Annotated in this window: 14 protein-coding genes; 8 read left to right on the forward strand and 6 right to left on the reverse strand. The window is 69.4% G+C overall.

Annotation, left to right across the window (positions count from 1 at the left end):
• Positions 1-9: 9 nt before the first annotated feature.
• Together uraH and pucL are read left to right on the forward strand one after the other, a co-directional pair.
• Positions 10-333: a hydroxyisourate hydrolase gene (uraH, locus tag OG579_RS10400; protein ID WP_045821349.1), complete on the forward strand. Its 324-nt coding sequence runs from the start codon at positions 10-12 to the stop codon at positions 331-333.
• A 10-nt stretch (positions 334-343) separates the two neighbouring features.
• Positions 344-1,252 carry a factor-independent urate hydroxylase gene (gene pucL, locus OG579_RS10405; RefSeq protein WP_328859070.1) on the forward strand — a complete coding sequence of 303 codons (909 nt, stop codon included), beginning with the start codon at positions 344-346 and terminating at the stop codon, positions 1,250-1,252.
• Between the two features lie 97 nt (positions 1,253-1,349).
• Here pucL and OG579_RS10410 read toward each other — a convergent pair whose 3' ends face one another.
• The gene (locus OG579_RS10410) at positions 1,350-2,741 is read right to left on the reverse strand and encodes a guanine deaminase (RefSeq protein WP_045821347.1); all 1,392 of its coding nucleotides are present in this window, start codon (positions 2,739-2,741) and stop codon (positions 1,350-1,352) included.
• 46 nt (positions 2,742-2,787) lie between these two features.
• Between OG579_RS10410 and OG579_RS10415 the strand changes: the two genes are divergently transcribed.
• Genes OG579_RS10415 through OG579_RS10425 form a run of 3 tightly spaced genes read left to right on the forward strand, consistent with a single transcriptional unit; the run spans position 2,788 to position 7,638 of the window.
• Positions 2,788-4,167: an 8-oxoguanine deaminase gene (locus tag OG579_RS10415; protein ID WP_328859071.1), complete on the forward strand. Its 1,380-nt coding sequence runs from the start codon at positions 2,788-2,790 to the stop codon at positions 4,165-4,167.
• Between the two features lie 7 nt (positions 4,168-4,174).
• Positions 4,175-4,984 carry an FAD binding domain-containing protein gene (locus OG579_RS10420; protein ID WP_328859072.1) on the forward strand — a complete coding sequence of 270 codons (810 nt, stop codon included), beginning with the start codon at positions 4,175-4,177 and terminating at the stop codon, positions 4,982-4,984.
• The gene (locus tag OG579_RS10425; RefSeq protein WP_328859073.1) at positions 4,981-7,638 is read left to right on the forward strand and encodes a molybdopterin-dependent oxidoreductase; all 2,658 of its coding nucleotides are present in this window, start codon (positions 4,981-4,983) and stop codon (positions 7,636-7,638) included. Before OG579_RS10420 ends, OG579_RS10425 begins: the two co-directional genes overlap by 4 nt.
• Positions 7,639-7,744: 106 nt before the next feature.
• Here OG579_RS10425 and OG579_RS10430 read toward each other — a convergent pair whose 3' ends face one another.
• From OG579_RS10430 to OG579_RS10450, 5 genes are all read right to left on the reverse strand, one after another.
• Positions 7,745-8,299: an HdeD family acid-resistance protein gene (locus OG579_RS10430; protein ID WP_328859074.1), complete on the reverse strand. Its 555-nt coding sequence runs from the start codon at positions 8,297-8,299 to the stop codon at positions 7,745-7,747.
• A gap of 182 nt (positions 8,300-8,481) precedes the next feature.
• Entirely contained in the window at positions 8,482-11,886 is a 3,405-nt protein-coding gene (locus OG579_RS10435; protein WP_328859075.1) for a pyruvate carboxylase, read from the reverse strand.
• Between the two features lie 9 nt (positions 11,887-11,895).
• The gene (locus OG579_RS10440) at positions 11,896-12,780 is read right to left on the reverse strand and encodes an aldo/keto reductase (protein WP_328859076.1); all 885 of its coding nucleotides are present in this window, start codon (positions 12,778-12,780) and stop codon (positions 11,896-11,898) included.
• Positions 12,781-12,799: 19 nt separating this feature from the next.
• On the reverse strand, positions 12,800-13,516 hold the full coding sequence (locus OG579_RS10445; protein WP_328859077.1) for a response regulator: 717 nt from the start codon (positions 13,514-13,516) through the stop codon (positions 12,800-12,802).
• A gap of 117 nt (positions 13,517-13,633) precedes the next feature.
• Entirely contained in the window at positions 13,634-15,250 is a 1,617-nt protein-coding gene (locus tag OG579_RS10450; protein WP_328859217.1) for a sensor histidine kinase, read from the reverse strand.
• 146 nt (positions 15,251-15,396) lie between these two features.
• Between OG579_RS10450 and OG579_RS10455 the strand changes: the two genes are divergently transcribed.
• From OG579_RS10455 to OG579_RS10465, 3 genes are read left to right on the forward strand one after another with little or no spacing between them, the layout of a single operon-like run.
• A complete protein-coding gene (locus tag OG579_RS10455; protein ID WP_328859078.1) occupies positions 15,397-16,794 on the forward strand; it encodes a cation:dicarboxylate symporter family transporter in 1,398 nt (465 codons plus the stop codon).
• A gap of 55 nt (positions 16,795-16,849) precedes the next feature.
• Complete coding sequence (locus OG579_RS10460) at positions 16,850-17,053, forward strand: hypervirulence associated TUDOR domain-containing protein (RefSeq protein WP_045821338.1); 204 nt, start codon at positions 16,850-16,852, stop codon at positions 17,051-17,053.
• A gap of 9 nt (positions 17,054-17,062) precedes the next feature.
• Positions 17,063-17,455 carry a PPOX class F420-dependent oxidoreductase gene (locus OG579_RS10465; protein ID WP_328859079.1) on the forward strand — a complete coding sequence of 131 codons (393 nt, stop codon included), beginning with the start codon at positions 17,063-17,065 and terminating at the stop codon, positions 17,453-17,455.
• The last annotated feature ends 13 nt before the right edge of the window (positions 17,456-17,468 follow it).

Below are 17,468 nucleotides of genomic sequence, written 5' to 3' on the forward strand. Positions count from 1 at the left end.
ACAACAGTCGTGAGCACGCTGAGCACCCACGTCCTCGACGCCGTCGCCGGTCTGCCCGCGGTCGGTGTCGCGGTCTCGCTCACCGGCGCCGGCGGCGACCAGATCGCCACGGGCACCACCGATTCCGACGGGCGGATCGCTGCGCTGGCCGAGGGCCTCGAGGCCGGCGTGTACCGGATCACCTTCGACACCGGAGCGTGGTTCGCCGAGCACGGTGTCGACGGCTTCTACCCCGAGGTCGTCATCTGTTTCACCGTCGTCGACGTCGCCAGGCACCACCACGTTCCGGTGCTGCTGAGCCCGTACGCCTATTCCACCTACCGCGGGAGCTGAGAGGGACACCATGGGAATCCGCCTGGGCGAGAACCAGTACGGCAAGGCCGAGAACCGGGTGGTGCGGATCTACCGTGACACGCCGCGTCACGAGATCGTCGACATCAACGTGGGTACCGCTCTGCGTGGGGATTTCGAGGCCGCGCACACCGTCGGCGACCAGGGCGCGGTGCTGCCCACCGACACCCAGAAGCAGACCTGTTACGCCTTCGCCAAGGAGAAGGGCATCGCCACGATCGAGCAGTACGCGCTCGATCTCGCCCACCACTTCGTGGACGAGAACGATCCGGTGCACGGCGCACGGATCGAGGTCGAACGGTACGGCTGGGAGCGGGCGACCGTCGACGGCGCCGACCACGACCACACGTGGGTGCGCAGCGGCGCGGAGGTGCGCACCGCCGACATCACCGTCGAGGGCAAGGGATCCGATCAGACGACGTGGGTGATCGGCGGGCTGAAGGACCTGACGATCCTGAAGTCGACGGGGTCGGAGTTCCACGGCTTCCCCACCGACCGCTACACGATCCTCGAACCGACCACCGACCGTGTGATGGCGACGTCACTGGTCGCGAAGTGGCGGTTCACCACCACCGATGTCGACTGGGATGCCGTGTACGCCGACGTGAAGCAGCTGATGGTCGCCGCGTTCGCGACGCTGCAGTCCCTGGCGCTGCAGCAGACGCTGTACGCGATGGGCACCGCGGTGCTCGAGGCTCATCCGGAGATCGCCGAGGTCCGCCTCTCGGCACCGAACAAACACCACTTCGTCTACGACCTGGCGCGCTTCGGCATCGAGAACCACAACGAGGTCTTCCACGCCGACGACCGCCCGTACGGCCTCATCCAGGCGTCGGTGATCCGCGACGACGCCCCCGACGCCGGACCGGCCTGGACCATGCAACGCGGCTGGCTCGCCTGACCCACCCTCACCCCCACCCCGCCAGTTGGGCACGTAACGCCCCCTGTTGGGCACGTAACGACCGCAGGTGGGCAGACGACGACTGCAGCGGGGCACCTCAGGCGACGACGCGACGGCCGCGGACCCACACCTGAGCGATCGCCGGTTCGCGGATCCCCATCAGCAGGGCGAACAGCGTCTGCGCGGTGGCGGTCTCGGTGTCGTCCGCGCGGATCCCGAACTCCAGTGTCGCGGCCAGCGGTTCCCATCCCTGCGGGTCGATCACCACGAAATCGGCGTCCTTGCCGACGTCGAGGTTGCCGAAGTCGGCCTCGCGGTCGAGTGCGCGGGCTCCGGCCAGTGTGGCGGTGAACAGCAGCTCGGCCGGGTGCAACGACACCCCCGCGTCCCCCGGCTCGGACATGTGGACCCCGAAGCAGTCCGACGCCACCTGTGGGATCAGCCATTCGTCGCCTGCGCCGATGTCGGTGCCGAGTGCCACGGTCACGCCCGCCGCGACGGTGCGGCGCCACGGCATCGTGCCCGAGCCCAGGAACAGCTGCGACGTGGGGCAGTGCGCGATCGAGGTACCGGTCTGCGCCATCCGCGCCAGTTCGGCGTCGGTGCAGTGCACCGCGTGGGCGAGGATGCTGCGTCGCCCGAGCAGTGACGCACCGCCCCGCGCCGATCCCGGTAGGAACCGGCCGTCGTAGGTGTCGAGGTAGCTGTCGGTGCCGTAGGCGGCCTTCGTGGCGTCGACCTCGCCGGTGCCCGGTCGGGCGTTCTCGTTGAGGTGCGAGTGGAAATAGACGCCGCGGTCGCGGACGGCGTCGTAGAGCTCGCCGAGCGCCACGAAGGTGTCGGGGGTGACCGACAACGAGAACCGCGGGACCACGGCGACATCGACGAGTTCCCGCCCGTGCCAGCGGTCGATCTCGGCGGCGCTTCGGGCGATGGCGGTGTCGATGTCGGTGACGAGGTCGGCGGCCGCGGCGCTGCCGACGGTCTGGATGCCCCGCCCCGACACCATCCGCAGGCCGACCCGTTCGGTCTCAGTGAACAGGGCATCCTGGGCGTCGGGGAAGGCTGATCCGAACACCATCGCCGCGGTGGTGCCGGCGGCGATCCGCCGACGACAGAAGTCGATCGCGGCGCGGCGGGCGAAGGCGGGGTCGCGGTAGCGGGCCTCGGCCGGGAAGATGCAGTTCTCGAGCCACTCGAGCAGTTGGCCACCGCCGTACGCGTCGGTGGCGTACGTCTGCGGGAAGTGGATGTGGGTGTCGACGAAACCCGGCAGGATGAACCCGCCACGGTGATCGAGCTGCGCCCACTCCCGTTGCCCCTCAGGCAGATCAGCGATCGGCCCGGAGTACACGATGCGCCCTCCGGCATCGACGGCGAGCGCACCGTCGGGCACCGACACGAGGTGCTCGCAGGCGCTCTCGATCGTCGGCGCACCACCGATGTGGAACAGGTGCGCCCGGTGGACGACGCCGGGTTCGGTTCCCATGACTGTCCATCCTGCCCCGAGAACGCATCGGAAGTACGGTGAGGAGATGGACCCGTCCGGCGCCCAGACCGTCATCTCCCACGCCCACGTGGTGACGATGGACGCCGCGGATCGCGAGTGGGCCGACGCCACGGTGGTGCTGCGGGACAACCGGATCGTGGCCGTCGGCGACGCTCGCGAGGTCGACACCGCGGCGTGGCCCGACGCCGTGCACGTCGACGGGCGTGGCTGCGTGCTCACCCCCGGTCTGGTCAACACCCACCATCACTTGTACCAGTGGATCACCCGGGGACTCGCCGCCGATCACACGTTGTTCGAGTGGCTCACCACGCTGTATCCGGTGTGGGCCGGCATCGACGCCGCGGGCGTGAACGCCGCCGCCCGAGGCGCATTGGGAGTACTCGCGACGTCGGGGTGCACCACGTCGACCGATCATCACTACGTCTTCCCGGTCGGCGCCGGCGACCTCCTCGCGGCCGAGATCGAGGCGGCGGCCGCGGTGGGTCTGCGTTTCCACCCCACGCGCGGATCGATGGACCTCGGTCGGAGCGACGGCGGGCTCCCTCCCGACGCGGTGGTCGAGTCGATCGATGACATCCTCACCGCGAGTGCCGATGCCGTCTCCCGCTGGCACGACCCGTCGCCGGACGCGATGCTGCGCATCGGCCTCGCCCCGTGCTCACCCTTCTCGGTCACGTCGGATCTCCTGGTCGCCTCGGCGGCGCTCGCCCGCGACCTCGGGGTGCGTCTGCACACCCACCTCGCCGAGACCGAGGACGAGACCGCTTTCTGCGCCGAGCGTTTCGGTTGTACTCCCCTGCAGTACATGGAACGACTGGACTGGCTCGGCGACGACGTGTGGTTCGCGCACGGGGTGCACTTCACCGACGACGCGATCGCCGACCTCGCACGCACCGGGACGGCGATCGCACACTGCCCCACCTCGAATGCGCGACTCGGTGCCGGCGTCGCACGTACGCGCGATCTCGTCGCGGCCGGTGTGCCCGTGGGTCTCGGTGTGGACGGCGCCGCATCGAACGAGTCCTGTCGGATGCTGGAGGAGGCACACATGGCGGTGATGATGGCCCGGGCGGTCGGTGGCCCCACCGCGCTCACCACACGACAGTCACTGCGCCTATCCACCATGGGCGGCGCGCGGGTGCTCGGACGCGACGCCGAGCTCGGGTCGATCGAGGTCGGGAAACTCGCCGATCTGGTCCTGTGGGACCTGACCACGCTGGCCCACAGCGGGATCGACGATCCGGTCGCGGCCCTCGTCCTCGGCGCGCAGCCACCGATCCGCCGCTCCTGGGTCGACGGACGCGTCGTCGTCGCCGACGGACACTGCACCACCGTCGATGCCGAGACGGTCGCCCGCGATGTGGCGGTGGCGCATCGACACCTGCTGGCCAAGGCCGATCGGTGACGGGCTGATGGACCAGCACTGGGTGACCGAGGTCCTGGCGCCACGCACGCGCGCCGACCTCACCGGGATCGTCGACACCGACGGCGTGTTGGCCGGCGGCACCTCGTTGATGAGCGAACCGAATCCGGGGATGACACGCCTGATCGACCTGGCCGCCCTGGACTGGCCCGACCTCGTCGTGCGCGACGACGGTCTCGAGATCGCCGCGACGTGCACCATCGACACCCTCATCCACGCCGATCTCCCCCGAACCTGGATCGCCACAACGCTGTTCGATGCCGCGGCGCGTGCCCTGCTGGCGTCGTACAAGATCTGGTACTCGGCGACCGTGGGCGGCAACGTCTGTCTCGCCCTACCCGCCGGCGCGATGACCGCGATGTGTGCCGCTCTCGACGCCCGCCTGCTGGTGTGGCGGGCCGACGGTACCGACGCACTGCTCACGACCACCGACGTCGTGGTCGGCAACGCGGAGAACTCCCTCGGCGTGGGTGACGTGCTCCGCTCCATCCACCTGCCCACCGCAGCACTCACCCAGCGGGTGTCGCTACGGAAGGCCTCCTACGCGCACCTCGGCCGCAGTGGCGCGGTCGTGGTGGCGCGGTCCGACGGCGAGTCGGTGGTCGTGACGGTCACCGCCGCCACGGTCGCCCCCGAGGTGATCACCGTCGCCTCCACCGATCCCGAGCAGGTGGCGCGCGACGTGCTCCGCTCGATCCCACCGGAGCATTTCCACACCGATGCCCACGGCACCGCCCGGTGGCGCATCGCGGTCGTCGAGTACCTCGTCGTCCAGGCCGTGCGGGACGTGATCGCATGAAGGTCAACGGGATCGACGTCACCACCACGCCGCGGCCCGGCCAGTGCCTGCGCACCTACCTGCGCGAACACGGCAACGTCGAGGTGAAGAAGGGATGCGATTCGGGCGACTGCGGGGCGTGCTCGGTCATCGTCGACGGGCGGGTGCAGCACTCCTGCCTCGTGCCGGCGTTCCGCGCCACCGGCGCCGAGGTCACCACCGTCGCCGGGCTCGGCACCGCCGAGGAGCCCCATCCGCTGCAGGAGCGGTTCGTCGGCGCCGGCGGCTTCCAGTGCGGCTTCTGCACCGCCGGGATGATCGTCACCGCATCCACCTTCGACGCCGCCGACATCGACGATCTCGAGTCGTCGCTCAAAGGGAACCTGTGTCGCTGCACGGGGTATCGGCCCATCCGCGCCGCGATCGCCGACGCCGCACCCGACGCAACACGTGACCCACGATCGGCGCCCGCACCCGCGGGCCCCGCGATCACCACGGGCGCCGAGCGCTACACCATGGACGAGATCCCCACCGACGCCGGGCACGTCGCGGTCCTGGGCAGTCCACACCCGCACGCGGTGATCACCCACATCGACATCACCCGCGCACAGGCGCTGCCCGGAGTCCGTGCGGTCCTCACCCACCACGACGATCCGGGTGTCGCGTTCTCCACCGCGCGCCACCGGGAGCGCGTCGACGATCCCGACGACAGTCGCGTCTTCGACACCCGCCTTCGATTCGTCGGCCAGCGGGTCGCGGCGGTGGTCGCCGACGACCTCGACACCGCCCGGTGCGCAGTCGATCTCGTCGACGTCACCTACGAGGTCATGCCCGCGGTGTTCGACCCGGTGCAGGCGCTCACCGAGGGGGCACCGACGGTCCACGGGGACAAGGACGGACCCGCATCACGTATCGCCGACCCGACCCGCAATCTCGTCGCCGATCTGCACGGCGAGGTCGGTGACGTCGACGGCGCGGTCGCCCACGCCCGTACCTCGGGTGGCGCGGCGATACACGGGGTGTGGCAGACCGCGCGCGTACAGCACGCGCACCTCGAAACCCACGGCACCGTGGGCAGTCTCGACGAGGACGGTCGCTACATCATCCGATCCAGCTCGCAGGTGCCGTTCCTGGTCCGCGACGAGCTGTGCCACATCTTCGGCCTGTCGCCGGACCGGGTGCGCGTGTACGCGCCTCGTATCGGCGGCGCCTTCGGCGCGAAGCAGGAACTCATCACCGAGGACCTCGTGCTGCTGGCCGTCCTCCGCACCGGGCGGCCCGTCGTGTACGAGATGACGCGCACCGACCAGTTCACGATGGCCCCCTGTCGCCACCCGATGCGGGTGGAGGTCACCGCCGCGGCCGACACCAGCGGCACGCTGACCGCTCTCGCGATCGATGTCGTGTCGGATGCGGGCGCCTACGGGAATCACAGTCCCGGAGTCATGTTCCACGGGTGCAGTGAGTCGATGGCGCTGTACCGCTGCGCGAACAAGCGCGTCGACGCGCAGTGCGCCTACACCAACAACCTTCCCTCGGGCGCCTTTCGCGGGTACGGCCTCGGCCAGGTGGTGTTCGGGATTGAATCGGCGCTCGACGACCTCGCCCGCGAGCTGGGTGTCGATCCCTTCGACTTCCGACGGCGCAATGTGGTGGTGCCCGGCGACGACTTCGTGACCTGGGAGGTCGAGGAGAGCGACCTCGAGTTCGGTAGCTACGGCCTCGACCAGTGCCTCGATCTCGCCCAGGAGGCGCTGGCCGCCGGTGCCACCGACCCGGCACGCAACGGGGCGGAACTCGAGCGCGACCCCGAGTGGCGTATCGGATCGGGGATGGCGCCGGCGATGATCGCCACCATCCCGCCGCGTGGCCACTTCGCCGATGTGCGTGCCGAACTCACCGTCGACGGGCGGTACGTGGTGTCGGTGGGAACCGCTGAGTTCGGCAACGGCACCACCACGGTGCACACGCAGATCGCCGCCGACGCCCTCGGCGTCCGGCCCGAGTCGATCGTCGTGCGCCAGGGCGACACCGACGTCGTCACCTACGACACCGGCGCGTTCGGGTCGGCGGGGACGGTCGTGGCCGGCGCCGCACTGCAGCGGGCGTGTGTGGACCTGCGTGCCGCGGTGGTCGCCGCCGCGCGCGACGACGGCGTCGACGCCGACGATCCCGTCGCGGTCGGACGCGCGACCGGTGGTCTCTCGGCCGCCGGGCGACACGAGGGCACGCCGCGGTCGGTCGCGTTCAACGTGCACGCTTTCCGGGTGGCGGTGCACCTCCCGACAGGCCGCGTGCGGCTACTGCAGTCGATCCAGTCCGCCGACGCCGGTGTCGTGCTCAACCCCGCGCAGTGTCGGGGTCAGGTGGAAGGCGGTGCGACGCAGGCGATCGGCTCGGCGCTGTTCGAGCAGATGCTCCTCGACGACGGTGTCGTGACCACGCGCGTGTTCCGGAACTATCACATCCCGCGGCTGTCGGATGCCCCCGAGACCGAGGTGTTCTTCGCCGACACGTACGACCGGTTGGGCCCCTCGGGCGCGAAATCGATGAGCGAGTCGCCCTACAACCCGGTGGCCCCGGCGTTGGCCAACGCGATCCGCGACGCCATCGGGGTCCGCGTCCACGAACTCCCGATGAACCCCGCCCGCGTCTGGGCCGCCCTGCACCCCTGACCCCAGTCGGGCACGTAACGCCCGCAGTTGGGCACGTAACGCCCGCAGTTGGGCACGTAAATTCCGCAGTTGGGCACGTAACGCCCGCAGTTGGGCAGTCGGAACGTCAGACCTTGCGCGGCAGCGTCAGGAGGTTCACGACGCTGACGATGATCAGCAGGATCGCGCCGAAGGTGATGAACGTGCTGATGGCGAAGCCCGGCAGCGTGATCACGACGATGCCGGCGATGATCGACACGATGCCCGAGAGCACCAGGACCCAGCGGGGCACGTTGTGGGTGCCCGCGCGGTCCGACATCAGGTCGTGCACGCCCTGGAAGATCCAACCGACACCGATCACGATCGCGAGCAACACGAGTGACTCGGCCGGATCGAAGAGACAGAGCACGCCGGCGACGAGGATGATCGCGCCAATGACGCCGAACACGACGCGCAGGCCGGTCGGCAATCCCTTGGCCGAGAACGCGATCGACAGCCGGTAGGCCCCGGTCAGGATCAGCGAGATGCCGAACAGCACCGCGACGACCAACAGGGTCGGTCCGGGCCACACGAGCGCGATCACACCGAGGACGATGCCGAGCACCGACGTCGAGATGAGTCCGGCGCGCACGGCGTTGCGGATCTGGTCGGGGAAGTGCGGCGTGGTGATCGGCGTCGTCATGGCACCACCATATCGCCGGACGTCGTCAGCTTCGGCGCGTCACTACGTGCCCAACCGCGGTCATTACGTGCCCAACTGGCGGCGTTACGTGCCCAACTGCGGTCATTACGTGCCCAACTGGCGGCGTTACGTGCCCAACTGCGGTCGTTACGTGCCCAACTGGCGGGGTGGGGTCGAGAGGGTCAGACGTCGGCGCGATCACCGACGGCGACGACGGCGATGAGGTCACCGCCCTCGACCTGGGTGACCCCGCTGATCGCGACACGGGTGACCGTGCCCGCCCGGGGCGCGGTGATCGCGGCCTCCATCTTCATGGCCTCGATGGTCGCGATGGTGGCGCCGGCCTCGACGCTGTCGCCCTCGCCCACCACCAGGGTGACCACACCGGAGAACGGTGCCGCGACATGCGACGGGTCGGTGCGATCGGCCTTCTCCAGCGTCGGGACGTCGGCGGTGATCGAACGATCGCGCACCGACACCGGTCGCAACTGGCCGTTGAGGATGCACATGACCGTGCGCATACCGGCCTCGTCGGGTTCGGAGATCGCCTCCAACCCGATGAGCAACTCGACGCCGCGCTCCAGCGAGACGCGGTGCTCCTCCCCCTGGCGCAGACCGTAGAAGAACTGGTTCGCCGACAGCGACGAGGTGTCGCCGTACTGCTCGCGGTGGGCGAGGAACTCCGACGTCGGACCGGGGAACAGGAGTCGGTTCAACGTGGCGCGGCGACCGGTCGAGTCGGCACCGAGGAGCTGCTGATCGTGCTCGGAGAGTTCGACCACCGCGCGGGCCTTGCCGCGGCCCTCGAGTGCCTTGGTGCGGAACGGCTCGGGCCACCCACCGGCGGGCGTACCGAGTTCGCCACGCAGGAAACCGATCACGGAGTCGGGGATGTCGAAGCGTCCCGGGTCGGCGGCGAACTCGTCGACCGACACCCCGGCACCGACGAGGTGCAGCGCGAGGTCGCCCACCACCTTCGACGACGGCGTCACCTTGATGACGCGACCCAGCAGGCGGTCGGCGTCGGCGTAGGCCGATTCGACGAGCTCGAACTTGTCGCCGAGACCCAACGCGATGGCCTGCTGGCGCAGGTTCGACAACTGGCCACCGGGGATCTCGTGGGTGTAGACGCGCCCGGTCGGTGACGGCAGCCCGGACTCGAACGGCGCGTACACCTTTCGCAGCGCCTCCCAGTACGGCTCGAGGTCGCAGACTCCTGCCAGGTTCAGACCGGTGTCGCGGTCGGTGTGCGCCGCCGCGGCGACGATCGCCGACAACGCCGGCTGCGACGTGGTACCGGCCATCGCCGCACTTGCGCCGTCGACGGCGTCGGCGCCGGCCTGCCATGCCGCGAGGTAGGTCGCGAGCTGGCCACCGGGGGTGTCGTGGGTGTGCACGTGGACCGGAAGGTCGAAGCGAGATCGCAACGCCGACACCAGGGTCGTCGCGGCGGGGGCGCGCAACAGCCCGGCCATGTCCTTGATCGCCAGGATGTGGGCGCCGGCCTCGACGGCCTGCTCGGCCAGACGCAGGTAGTAGTCTAGGGTGTAGAGGTCCTCGTTCGGGTTCGCGAGATCGCCGGTGTAGCTCATGGCGACCTCGGCGACCGCGGTCCCGGTCTCGCGCACGGCGTCGATCGCCGGCCGCATCTGCTCGATGTTGTTGAGCGCGTCGAAGATCCGGAAGATGTCCACACCGGTCGCCGCGGCCTCCGAGACGAACGCCGACGCGACGGTGTCGGGGTACGGCGTGTATCCGACGGTGTTGCGGCCACGCAGCAGCATCTGCAGACAGATGTTCGGCACGGCCTCCCGCAACGCTGCGAGCCGCTCCCACGGATCCTCGTGCAGGAACCGCAGTGCCACATCGTAGGTCGCGCCACCCCACGCCTCGATCGACAACAACTCCGGGGTGAGGCGTGCGACGTGCCCGGCCACACCCAGCAGCCCGGTGGTGCGCACGCGCGTCGCGAGCAACGACTGGTGCGCGTCCCGGAACGTGGTGTCGGTGACGGCCAACGCCGACTGCTCGCGCAACGCACGCGCGAAACCCTCCGGTCCGAGCTCGGTGAGCCGCTGCTTGCTCCCCGACGGCGGCGGGACACTCAGGTCGATGTCGGGCAGCTTGTCCTTCGGGTACACCGCCGACGGCCGCTCGCCGTGCGGCTTGTTCACCGTCACGTCGGCGAGGTAGGTCAGGATCTTCGTCCCGCGGTCGCTCGAGGCGTGCGCGGTCAGCAGAGACGGGCGCTCCTCGATGAACGACGTCGTCACCTTGCCCGCCCGGAAGTCGGGGTCGTCGAGGACGCTCTGCAGGAACGGGATGTTCGTCGACACACCGCGGATACGGAACTCCGCCAGCGCCCGCTGGGCGCGGGCGACGGCACCCTCGAAGGTCCGGCCGCGACAGGTCAGCTTCACCAGCATCGAGTCGAAGTACGCCGAGACCTCGGCACCCAGGGTGGTGCCCCCGTCGAGGCGGATGCCCGCGCCACCGGGGGTGCGGTAGGCGGTGATGCGGCCGGTGTCGGGACGGAACCCGTTGGCCGGGTCCTCGGTGGTGATCCGGCACTGCATCGCCGCACCGCGGATCGCCATGTCCTCCTGACGCAGACCGAGATCGGCCAGCGACTCGCCCGCGGCGATCCGCAGCTGCGACTGCACGAGGTCGACGTCGGTGATCTCCTCGGTCACCGTGTGCTCCACCTGGATCCGAGGGTTCATCTCGATGAACACGTGCCGACCCTCACGGTCGACGAGGAACTCCACGGTGCCGGCGCACGAGTAGTTGATCTGCTTGGCGAACGCGACCGCGTCGGCACAGATCCGCTCGCGCAGAGCGGGATCGAGATTCGGGGCGGGTGCGAGCTCGATGACCTTCTGATGGCGGCGCTGCACCGAGCAGTCCCGCTCGAACAGGTGCATCACGTTGCCCTGGGTGTCGGCGAGGATCTGCACCTCGATGTGGCGGGGCTCGATCACCGCCTGCTCGAGGAACACCGTCGCATCGCCGAACGCCGATTCCGCCTCGCGGGCGGCCGCCTCGATCGCCTCCCGCAGCGCGTCGGGGTCGCTGACCCGACGCATGCCGCGACCACCGCCACCGGCGACGGCCTTGACGAACACCGGGAACGTCATAGACTCCGCCGCGGCGAGCAACTCCTCGACATCGGTCGACGGCTCAGACGACGACAGCACCGGCAGGCCCGCGGCCTTCGCCGCCGCGATCGCCCGCGCCTTGTTGCCCGTCAGCTCCAGGACATCGGCCGAGGGGCCGACGAAGGTGATGCCCGCTTCGGCGCACGCACCGGCGAGATCGGGGTTCTCCGAGAGGAATCCGTAGCCCGGGTAGATCGCGTCGGCACCGGTGCGCCGGGCCGCGTCGACGATCTCCTCGACCGACAGGTACGTGCGGACGGGGTGGCCCTCGGTACCGATCTGATACGACTCGTCGGCCTTCGTGCGATGCACCGAGTTGCGGTCCTCGAACGGGTACACCGCGACCGTCGCCACCCCGAGCTCATAGGCGGCTCGGAACGCCCGGATCGCGATCTCGCCACGGTTGGCCACCAACACCTTGGAGAACATGAGCGCAGACTATTCCGGTGCGCCGATGTTCATCTCGTCGGGATGCGCCCCGACGCGGCCGCCCGGATCGGCCAGTCGCGAGATCTCCAGGATGTCGTCGGCGTCGAGATCGAAGTCGAACACGTCGATGTTCTGCGAGATGCGTTCTTCGTGAACCGATTTGGGGATCACGATCAACCCGTTGCTCAGATGCCACCGGATGATGACCTGCGCGATCGACTTGCCGTACTTCTCACCGATGCTCGCCAGGATCGGATCGTCGAGCAGCGTGTTCGGCTTCGAGGCCCGGCCCCATCCCGAATTGCTGGTGCCGCCGAGCGGGCTCCACGACTCGACCGCGATCTCCCGGTCGACGGCAAACGCGCGCAGATCGTTCTGCGGCAGGTGCGGGTGCAGCTCCACCTGATCGACCGCCGGCACCGTCTCCCCGTGGCCGCAGATCGTGTCGAGGTGGTGGGGTTCGAAGTTGCAGACGCCGATCGCCTTCGCCTTCCCCGACTCGGCGATGGCCTCCATCGCCTCCCACGTGCGCTTCATGCGGTCGCTGTCGAGCAGCGGCCAGTGCACGAGGTAGAGATCGACGTAGTCGACGCCGAGCTTGCCGAGGCTGGTGTCGCACGCGGCGATCGCCGACTCGTACCCCTGGTCGGCGTTCCACAGCTTGGTGGTGAGGAAGACGTCCTCTCGTGCCACGCCGGAGGCCGCGATACCGCGGCCGACGCCCTCCTCGTTGCCGTAGGCGGCGGCGGTGTCGATGTGTCGGTAGCCCGCCGCGTCGAGCGCGTGGGCCACCGCGTGCTCGGTCTCGTCGTTCTCCGCCTGCCACACACCGAGACCCAGTTGTGGGATGGACGTACCGGAATTGAGGTCGATCATCGCAACCGCGGGAGTCATGGGTGTCAGGCTAGCGACTTCAGTGCGTTCGCGAGCCAGGTCCGCGGACGGGCCAGGTGTAGCGCACCTGCGGGCGCCCGGCGCGGCCGTATTCGGTGGTGCGGTCGAGCACCCGGTCATCGGCCAACCGCTCCAGATACCGCCACGCCGTCACCCTCGAGACGCCGGCCGCGGCGGCCACCTCACCGGCGGTGAGGCCGGCCTCGCTGTCGCGGATCTGTCGCGCGATCTGTTCGGTGGTGTGCGCCGATGCCCCGGCCGGCGCGGCCGCCTTCTCGTCGGTTGCCCGCAACAACGCCATCGCGCGGTCGACCTCGGCCTGTCCCGCCGCGTCGGTACCCGCGGGCAACGCCTCGCGGTACTCGCGGTAGCGCTCGAGCTTGTCGCGGAACGCCGCGAACGTGAACGGCTTGAGCAGATAGAGCAGCACGCCGTGCGCGACGGCCGATCGCACGACCGACAGATCGCGCTCGGAGGTGATCGCGATGATGTCGGGCTCGGGACGCTGCCCCGACAGCGCCGACGCCAGTTCGATGCCGCTGGCGTCGGGGAGCCCGATGTCGAGGAGCACCACGTCGACCGGATCGCCGTCGGCGGCGCGGCCGGCCACGATCCGCAACGCGGCCTGCGCGGTACCCGCCCTCCCGACGACCCGGAACCCGGGTAAGCGGCCCACGTACTCCTCGTGCGCCTGGGCGATCAACGGCTCGTCCTCGACGATGAGAACGGTGATCATAGGGCGCGCCTCCGGCACGGGATCATCGGGCGCGCCTCCGGCACGGGATCATCGGGCGCGCCCCCCGGCGCGGGATCGCGACGGCGGTCGGGCACGTCGTCACGGGGGCACCGCCGCTCACGATTCCGCCGTACGGGGCACCGTCACGATGACGACCGAGCCGTAGGTGACCTCGGCGGTGATCGTGCCGCCGTGGCGCTCCACCGTCTGCGACACCAGCGCCAGCCCCAGACCGCGTCCGGGGTCGAGCGCGCCCTCGACGGCGGTCTTGGTGGAGTACCCGCGGCGGCGCGCACGGGCGAACTCCTCGGCGTCCATGCCCGGCCCGCTGTCGGCGACGCGGATCGACAGACCCGAGGAGTCCTCGTGCACGGTCACCTCCACCCACGGGTCGTCGCGATCACAGGCATCGAGTGCATTGTCGATCAGATTGCCCACGACCGTGACCAGTTCGGCGCTGCTGAGCACCGAGTCGGTGTCGAGCGACGAATCCCCTGTCGGAGAGAGGTTTGTCTCGTCGGTCACGGTGAGCTCGATCCCGCGTTCGTTGGCCTGCGCGCTCTTGCCGAGCAGCAGCGCGACGAGTGCGGGTTCGCCGACCGCGGCGGTCAACCGGTCGACGAGGTGTTGGGACAGTTCGAGTTCGGTGGTCGCGAAGCGCACCGCCTCGTCGCCGCGGCCCATCTCGACGAGCCCGACCACGGTGTGCAGGCGGTTCGCCGATTCGTGGGCCTGACTGCGCAGCGACTCGGCGAACAGTCGCATCGAGTCGAGTTCGCCCATGGCGCCCTGCAGCTCGGTGCGGTCGCGCAGGGTGATCACCGCACTCGTCGTCTGCGCCGCACCGCCGCCGTCACGATCGACGCCCGATCCGCTCACCCCGGAGCGGTTGACCACGAGCACCCGGTCGCCGGCGAGATACAGCACGTCTCGTAATTCCTCGGCGGTACCGGCGAATTCGGGGAGACCCTCGAGTGCTACCGGGCCGTCGCCGAGATCGAGGAGGCGGCGGGCCTCGTCGTTGACGAGCGCGACCCGTCCGTGGTCGATGACGATCAGCCCCTCCCGGACCGCGTGCAGCACCGCGTCGTGGTGCTCGTACATCACGCGCAACTCCTCGGGCCTCAGGCCACGGGTCTGGCGGAGGAGGCGTCGGCGCACCGCCCAGGTGCCGGCCACCGACAGCAGCAACGCGATCACGGTGACCACCGCGATCGTCGGCAGCTGACCGAGCCACCGGTCGGCGAGCCCGGACAGCGTGATGCCCGCCGACACCAACCCGACGATCCGCCCGTCGGACGCGCGGACCGGGGCGACCGCGCGGATGGAGGGTCCGAGTGTGCCGGTGTAGGTCTCGGTGAACACCCGGCCCGCCAGCGCGGGGCCGATGGTGCCGACGAACTTCCCGCCGATGCGGGCCGGATCGGTGTGGGTGAAGCGGGTCCGGTCGGGCGCCATGATGGTGATGAACGCGATGTCGGTGTCGGCGCGCACCGCCTCGGTGACCGGTTGCAGACGCGCGGTGGCCGAGCCGGAGGTGATGGCCTCGGCCGTCGAGGACGAGTCGGCGAGCGCGACGGCGATGGCCACGACCTGGTCACGGGCCGACCGCTCGGAGTCTCGGCGGGCGTCGTAGGCGGCCAACGACCCCGCGACGATGACGAGCACCAGGATCGCGACGACCTGCAGGAGGAACGCCTGCCCGGCGAGCGTGCGCGGGACGAGCCGTCGCATCGCACCCCCCGCCGTCACCGCCACCTCGTCACCGCACCGCCTGAACGTAATGAAACTAATCGTGACGCCAGTCACATCGACCGTCCATGATCCTCACAGACCGCTTCCGGCGCCACCGGAGACGACATCACCACCTGGAGGATCCCATGACCACGACCGACGACCGACCCCCGACGATCCCCGATCCGCCGGCGGACACCGCGACGAAGCCCAAGCGCGATCGCACGCACTGGCTCTACATCGCGGTCATCGTGGCCGTGGTCGCCGGCGTCGCGGTCGGCATCCTCGCCCCGAGCTTCGGCAAGGAACTCGGCGTGCTGGGCACGATGTTCATCAGCCTCATCAAGATGATGATCTCGCCGGTCATCTTCTGCACCATCGTGTTGGGCATCGGCTCGGTCCGCAAGGCCGCGACGGTCGGCAAGGTCGGCGGGCTCGCCTTCACCTACTTCCTCGGGATGTCCACCGCGGCACTGGGTATCGGCCTGGTGGTCGGCAACCTGATTCAGCCCGGCAACGGTCTCAACATCACCCCCGAGGTCGCGGGCAAGGGCGCCGATCTCGCCGAGAAGGCGCACGAGTCCGGCGGCACCCTCGACTTCATCCAGGGCATCATCCCCGACACCCTCGTGTCGTCGCTGACCGCGGGCAGCGTGCTGCAGACGCTCTTCGTCGCCCTGCTCGTCGGCTTCGCCATCCAGGCCCTCGGCACCCAGGGTGAGCCGGTGTTGCGCGGTGTCGCCAGCATCCAGAAGGTCATCTTCAAGGTGCTCTCGATGGTGCTGTGGCTCGCCCCGATCGGCGCGTTCGGCGCGATCGCCAACGTCGTCGGCCAGACCGGCTGGAGCGCCGTCACCCACCTGCTGATGCTGATGGTCGCCTTCTACCTGACCTGCCTGGTGTTCGTCTTCGGCATCCTCGGCACCCTGCTGCGCTTCACCGCGGGCGTCTCGATCTTCAAGCTGGTCCGCTACCTGGCGCGGGAGTACCTGCTGATCGTGGCCACCTCGTCGTCGGAGTCGGCCCTGCCGCGACTGATCGCGAAGATGGAGCACCTCGGTGTCGAGAAGTCGACCGTCGGCGTGGTCGTGCCGACCGGCTACTCGTTCAACCTCGACGGCACCGCGATCTACCTGACGATGGCGTCGCTGTTCGTCGCCGAGGCGATGGGCAACCCGCTGAGCCTGGGTGAGCAGATCAGCCTGCTGGTGTTCATGATCATCGCCTCGAAGGGTGCGGCCGGCGTCTCCGGCGCCGGACTGGCCACGCTCGCCGGCGGCCTGCAGAGCCACCGCCCCGAGCTGCTCGACGGACTGGGACTCATCGTCGGCATCGACCGGTTCATGTCGGAGGCCCGCGCGGTCACCAACTTCTCCGGCAACGCCGTCGCCACGCTGCTGGTCGGCACCTGGACCAAGACGATCGACAACGCGAAGGTGAAGTCGGTGCTCGACGGCAACGATCCGTTCGACGAGCTCAACATGGTCGACTCGCACGACTTCGACAAGTCCGAGGCGGTGTCGATCACGAAGGCTCCCGCCTGACGTCGGCGCACCAACGCGCGGTTCCTCCACGGGCCCTGCGGGTAACCTCGAGACCATGTCGATCAGCAAGGGCGACGCGGTTTCCTGGAACACCCCGCAGGGCCCGACCCATGGAAAAGCCGTCGAGAAGCGCACGAAGGAATTCGAGTTCGACGGCCAGAAGTTCAAGGCCAGTGACGACGAGCCCTACTGGATCGTCGAGTCGGACAAGAGCGGCGCGAAGGCCGCGCACAAAGAGTCCACGCTCGAGACGAAGTAGGTACCGGTGATGAGCAGTGGCGGCGCGAACCCGTTCGGCGACATCGGCACCGCGAAGTACGTCCAACTCACCACCTTCACCAAGTCCGGCGACGCCAAACCGTTGCCGATCTGGGCGGCGCTCGATCAGGGTGAGCTGCTGATGTGGACGCAGGCGTCGTCGTGGAAGGTCAAGCGGATCCGCAACACCCCACGGGTGCTGCTCGCGACCTGCGACCGCGCCGGCAAGAACGTCGGCCCCACGATGGAGGCCACCGCCCGCGTCCTCGACGAGGCCGGCACCGCACGCACCCGCGACGCGATCAATCGCAAGTACGGACTCGTCGGTCGCTTCGCCACCACCGCGAGCAGCCTGTTCAAGGGCAAGAGCTCGACCATCGGGATCGCGGTCACCGCGAACTGACGGCCCTGGCGGA

The sequence above is a fragment of the Williamsia herbipolensis genome, from assembly GCF_036153515.1.
GTDB classification, from domain to species: Bacteria; Actinomycetota; Actinomycetes; order Mycobacteriales; family Mycobacteriaceae; genus Williamsia_A; species Williamsia_A herbipolensis.

Excerpts from the sequence above, each read along its gene's own strand:
- OG579_RS10460 (WP_045821338.1), top strand. The coding sequence starts at position 16,850 with ATGTCGATCAGCAAGGGCGACGCGGTTTCCTGGAACACCCCGCAGGGC.
- OG579_RS10425 (WP_328859073.1), top strand. The coding sequence starts at position 4,981 with ATGAAGGTCAACGGGATCGACGTCACCACCACGCCGCGGCCCGGCCAG.
- OG579_RS10440 (WP_328859076.1), bottom strand. The coding sequence starts at position 12,780 with ATGACTCCCGCGGTTGCGATGATCGACCTCAATTCCGGTACGTCCATC.
- pucL (WP_328859070.1), top strand. The coding sequence starts at position 344 with ATGGGAATCCGCCTGGGCGAGAACCAGTACGGCAAGGCCGAGAACCGG.
- OG579_RS10450 (WP_328859217.1), bottom strand. The coding sequence starts at position 15,250 with ATGCGACGGCTCGTCCCGCGCACGCTCGCCGGGCAGGCGTTCCTCCTG.
- OG579_RS10420 (WP_328859072.1), top strand. The coding sequence starts at position 4,175 with ATGGACCAGCACTGGGTGACCGAGGTCCTGGCGCCACGCACGCGCGCC.
- OG579_RS10455 (WP_328859078.1), top strand. The coding sequence starts at position 15,397 with ATGACCACGACCGACGACCGACCCCCGACGATCCCCGATCCGCCGGCG.
- OG579_RS10445 (WP_328859077.1), bottom strand. The coding sequence starts at position 13,516 with ATGATCACCGTTCTCATCGTCGAGGACGAGCCGTTGATCGCCCAGGCG.
- OG579_RS10430 (WP_328859074.1), bottom strand. The coding sequence starts at position 8,299 with ATGACGACGCCGATCACCACGCCGCACTTCCCCGACCAGATCCGCAAC.
- OG579_RS10435 (WP_328859075.1), bottom strand. The coding sequence starts at position 11,886 with ATGTTCTCCAAGGTGTTGGTGGCCAACCGTGGCGAGATCGCGATCCGG.
- OG579_RS10410 (WP_045821347.1), bottom strand. The coding sequence starts at position 2,741 with ATGGGAACCGAACCCGGCGTCGTCCACCGGGCGCACCTGTTCCACATC.
- OG579_RS10415 (WP_328859071.1), top strand. The coding sequence starts at position 2,788 with ATGGACCCGTCCGGCGCCCAGACCGTCATCTCCCACGCCCACGTGGTG.
- OG579_RS10465 (WP_328859079.1), top strand. The coding sequence starts at position 17,063 with ATGAGCAGTGGCGGCGCGAACCCGTTCGGCGACATCGGCACCGCGAAG.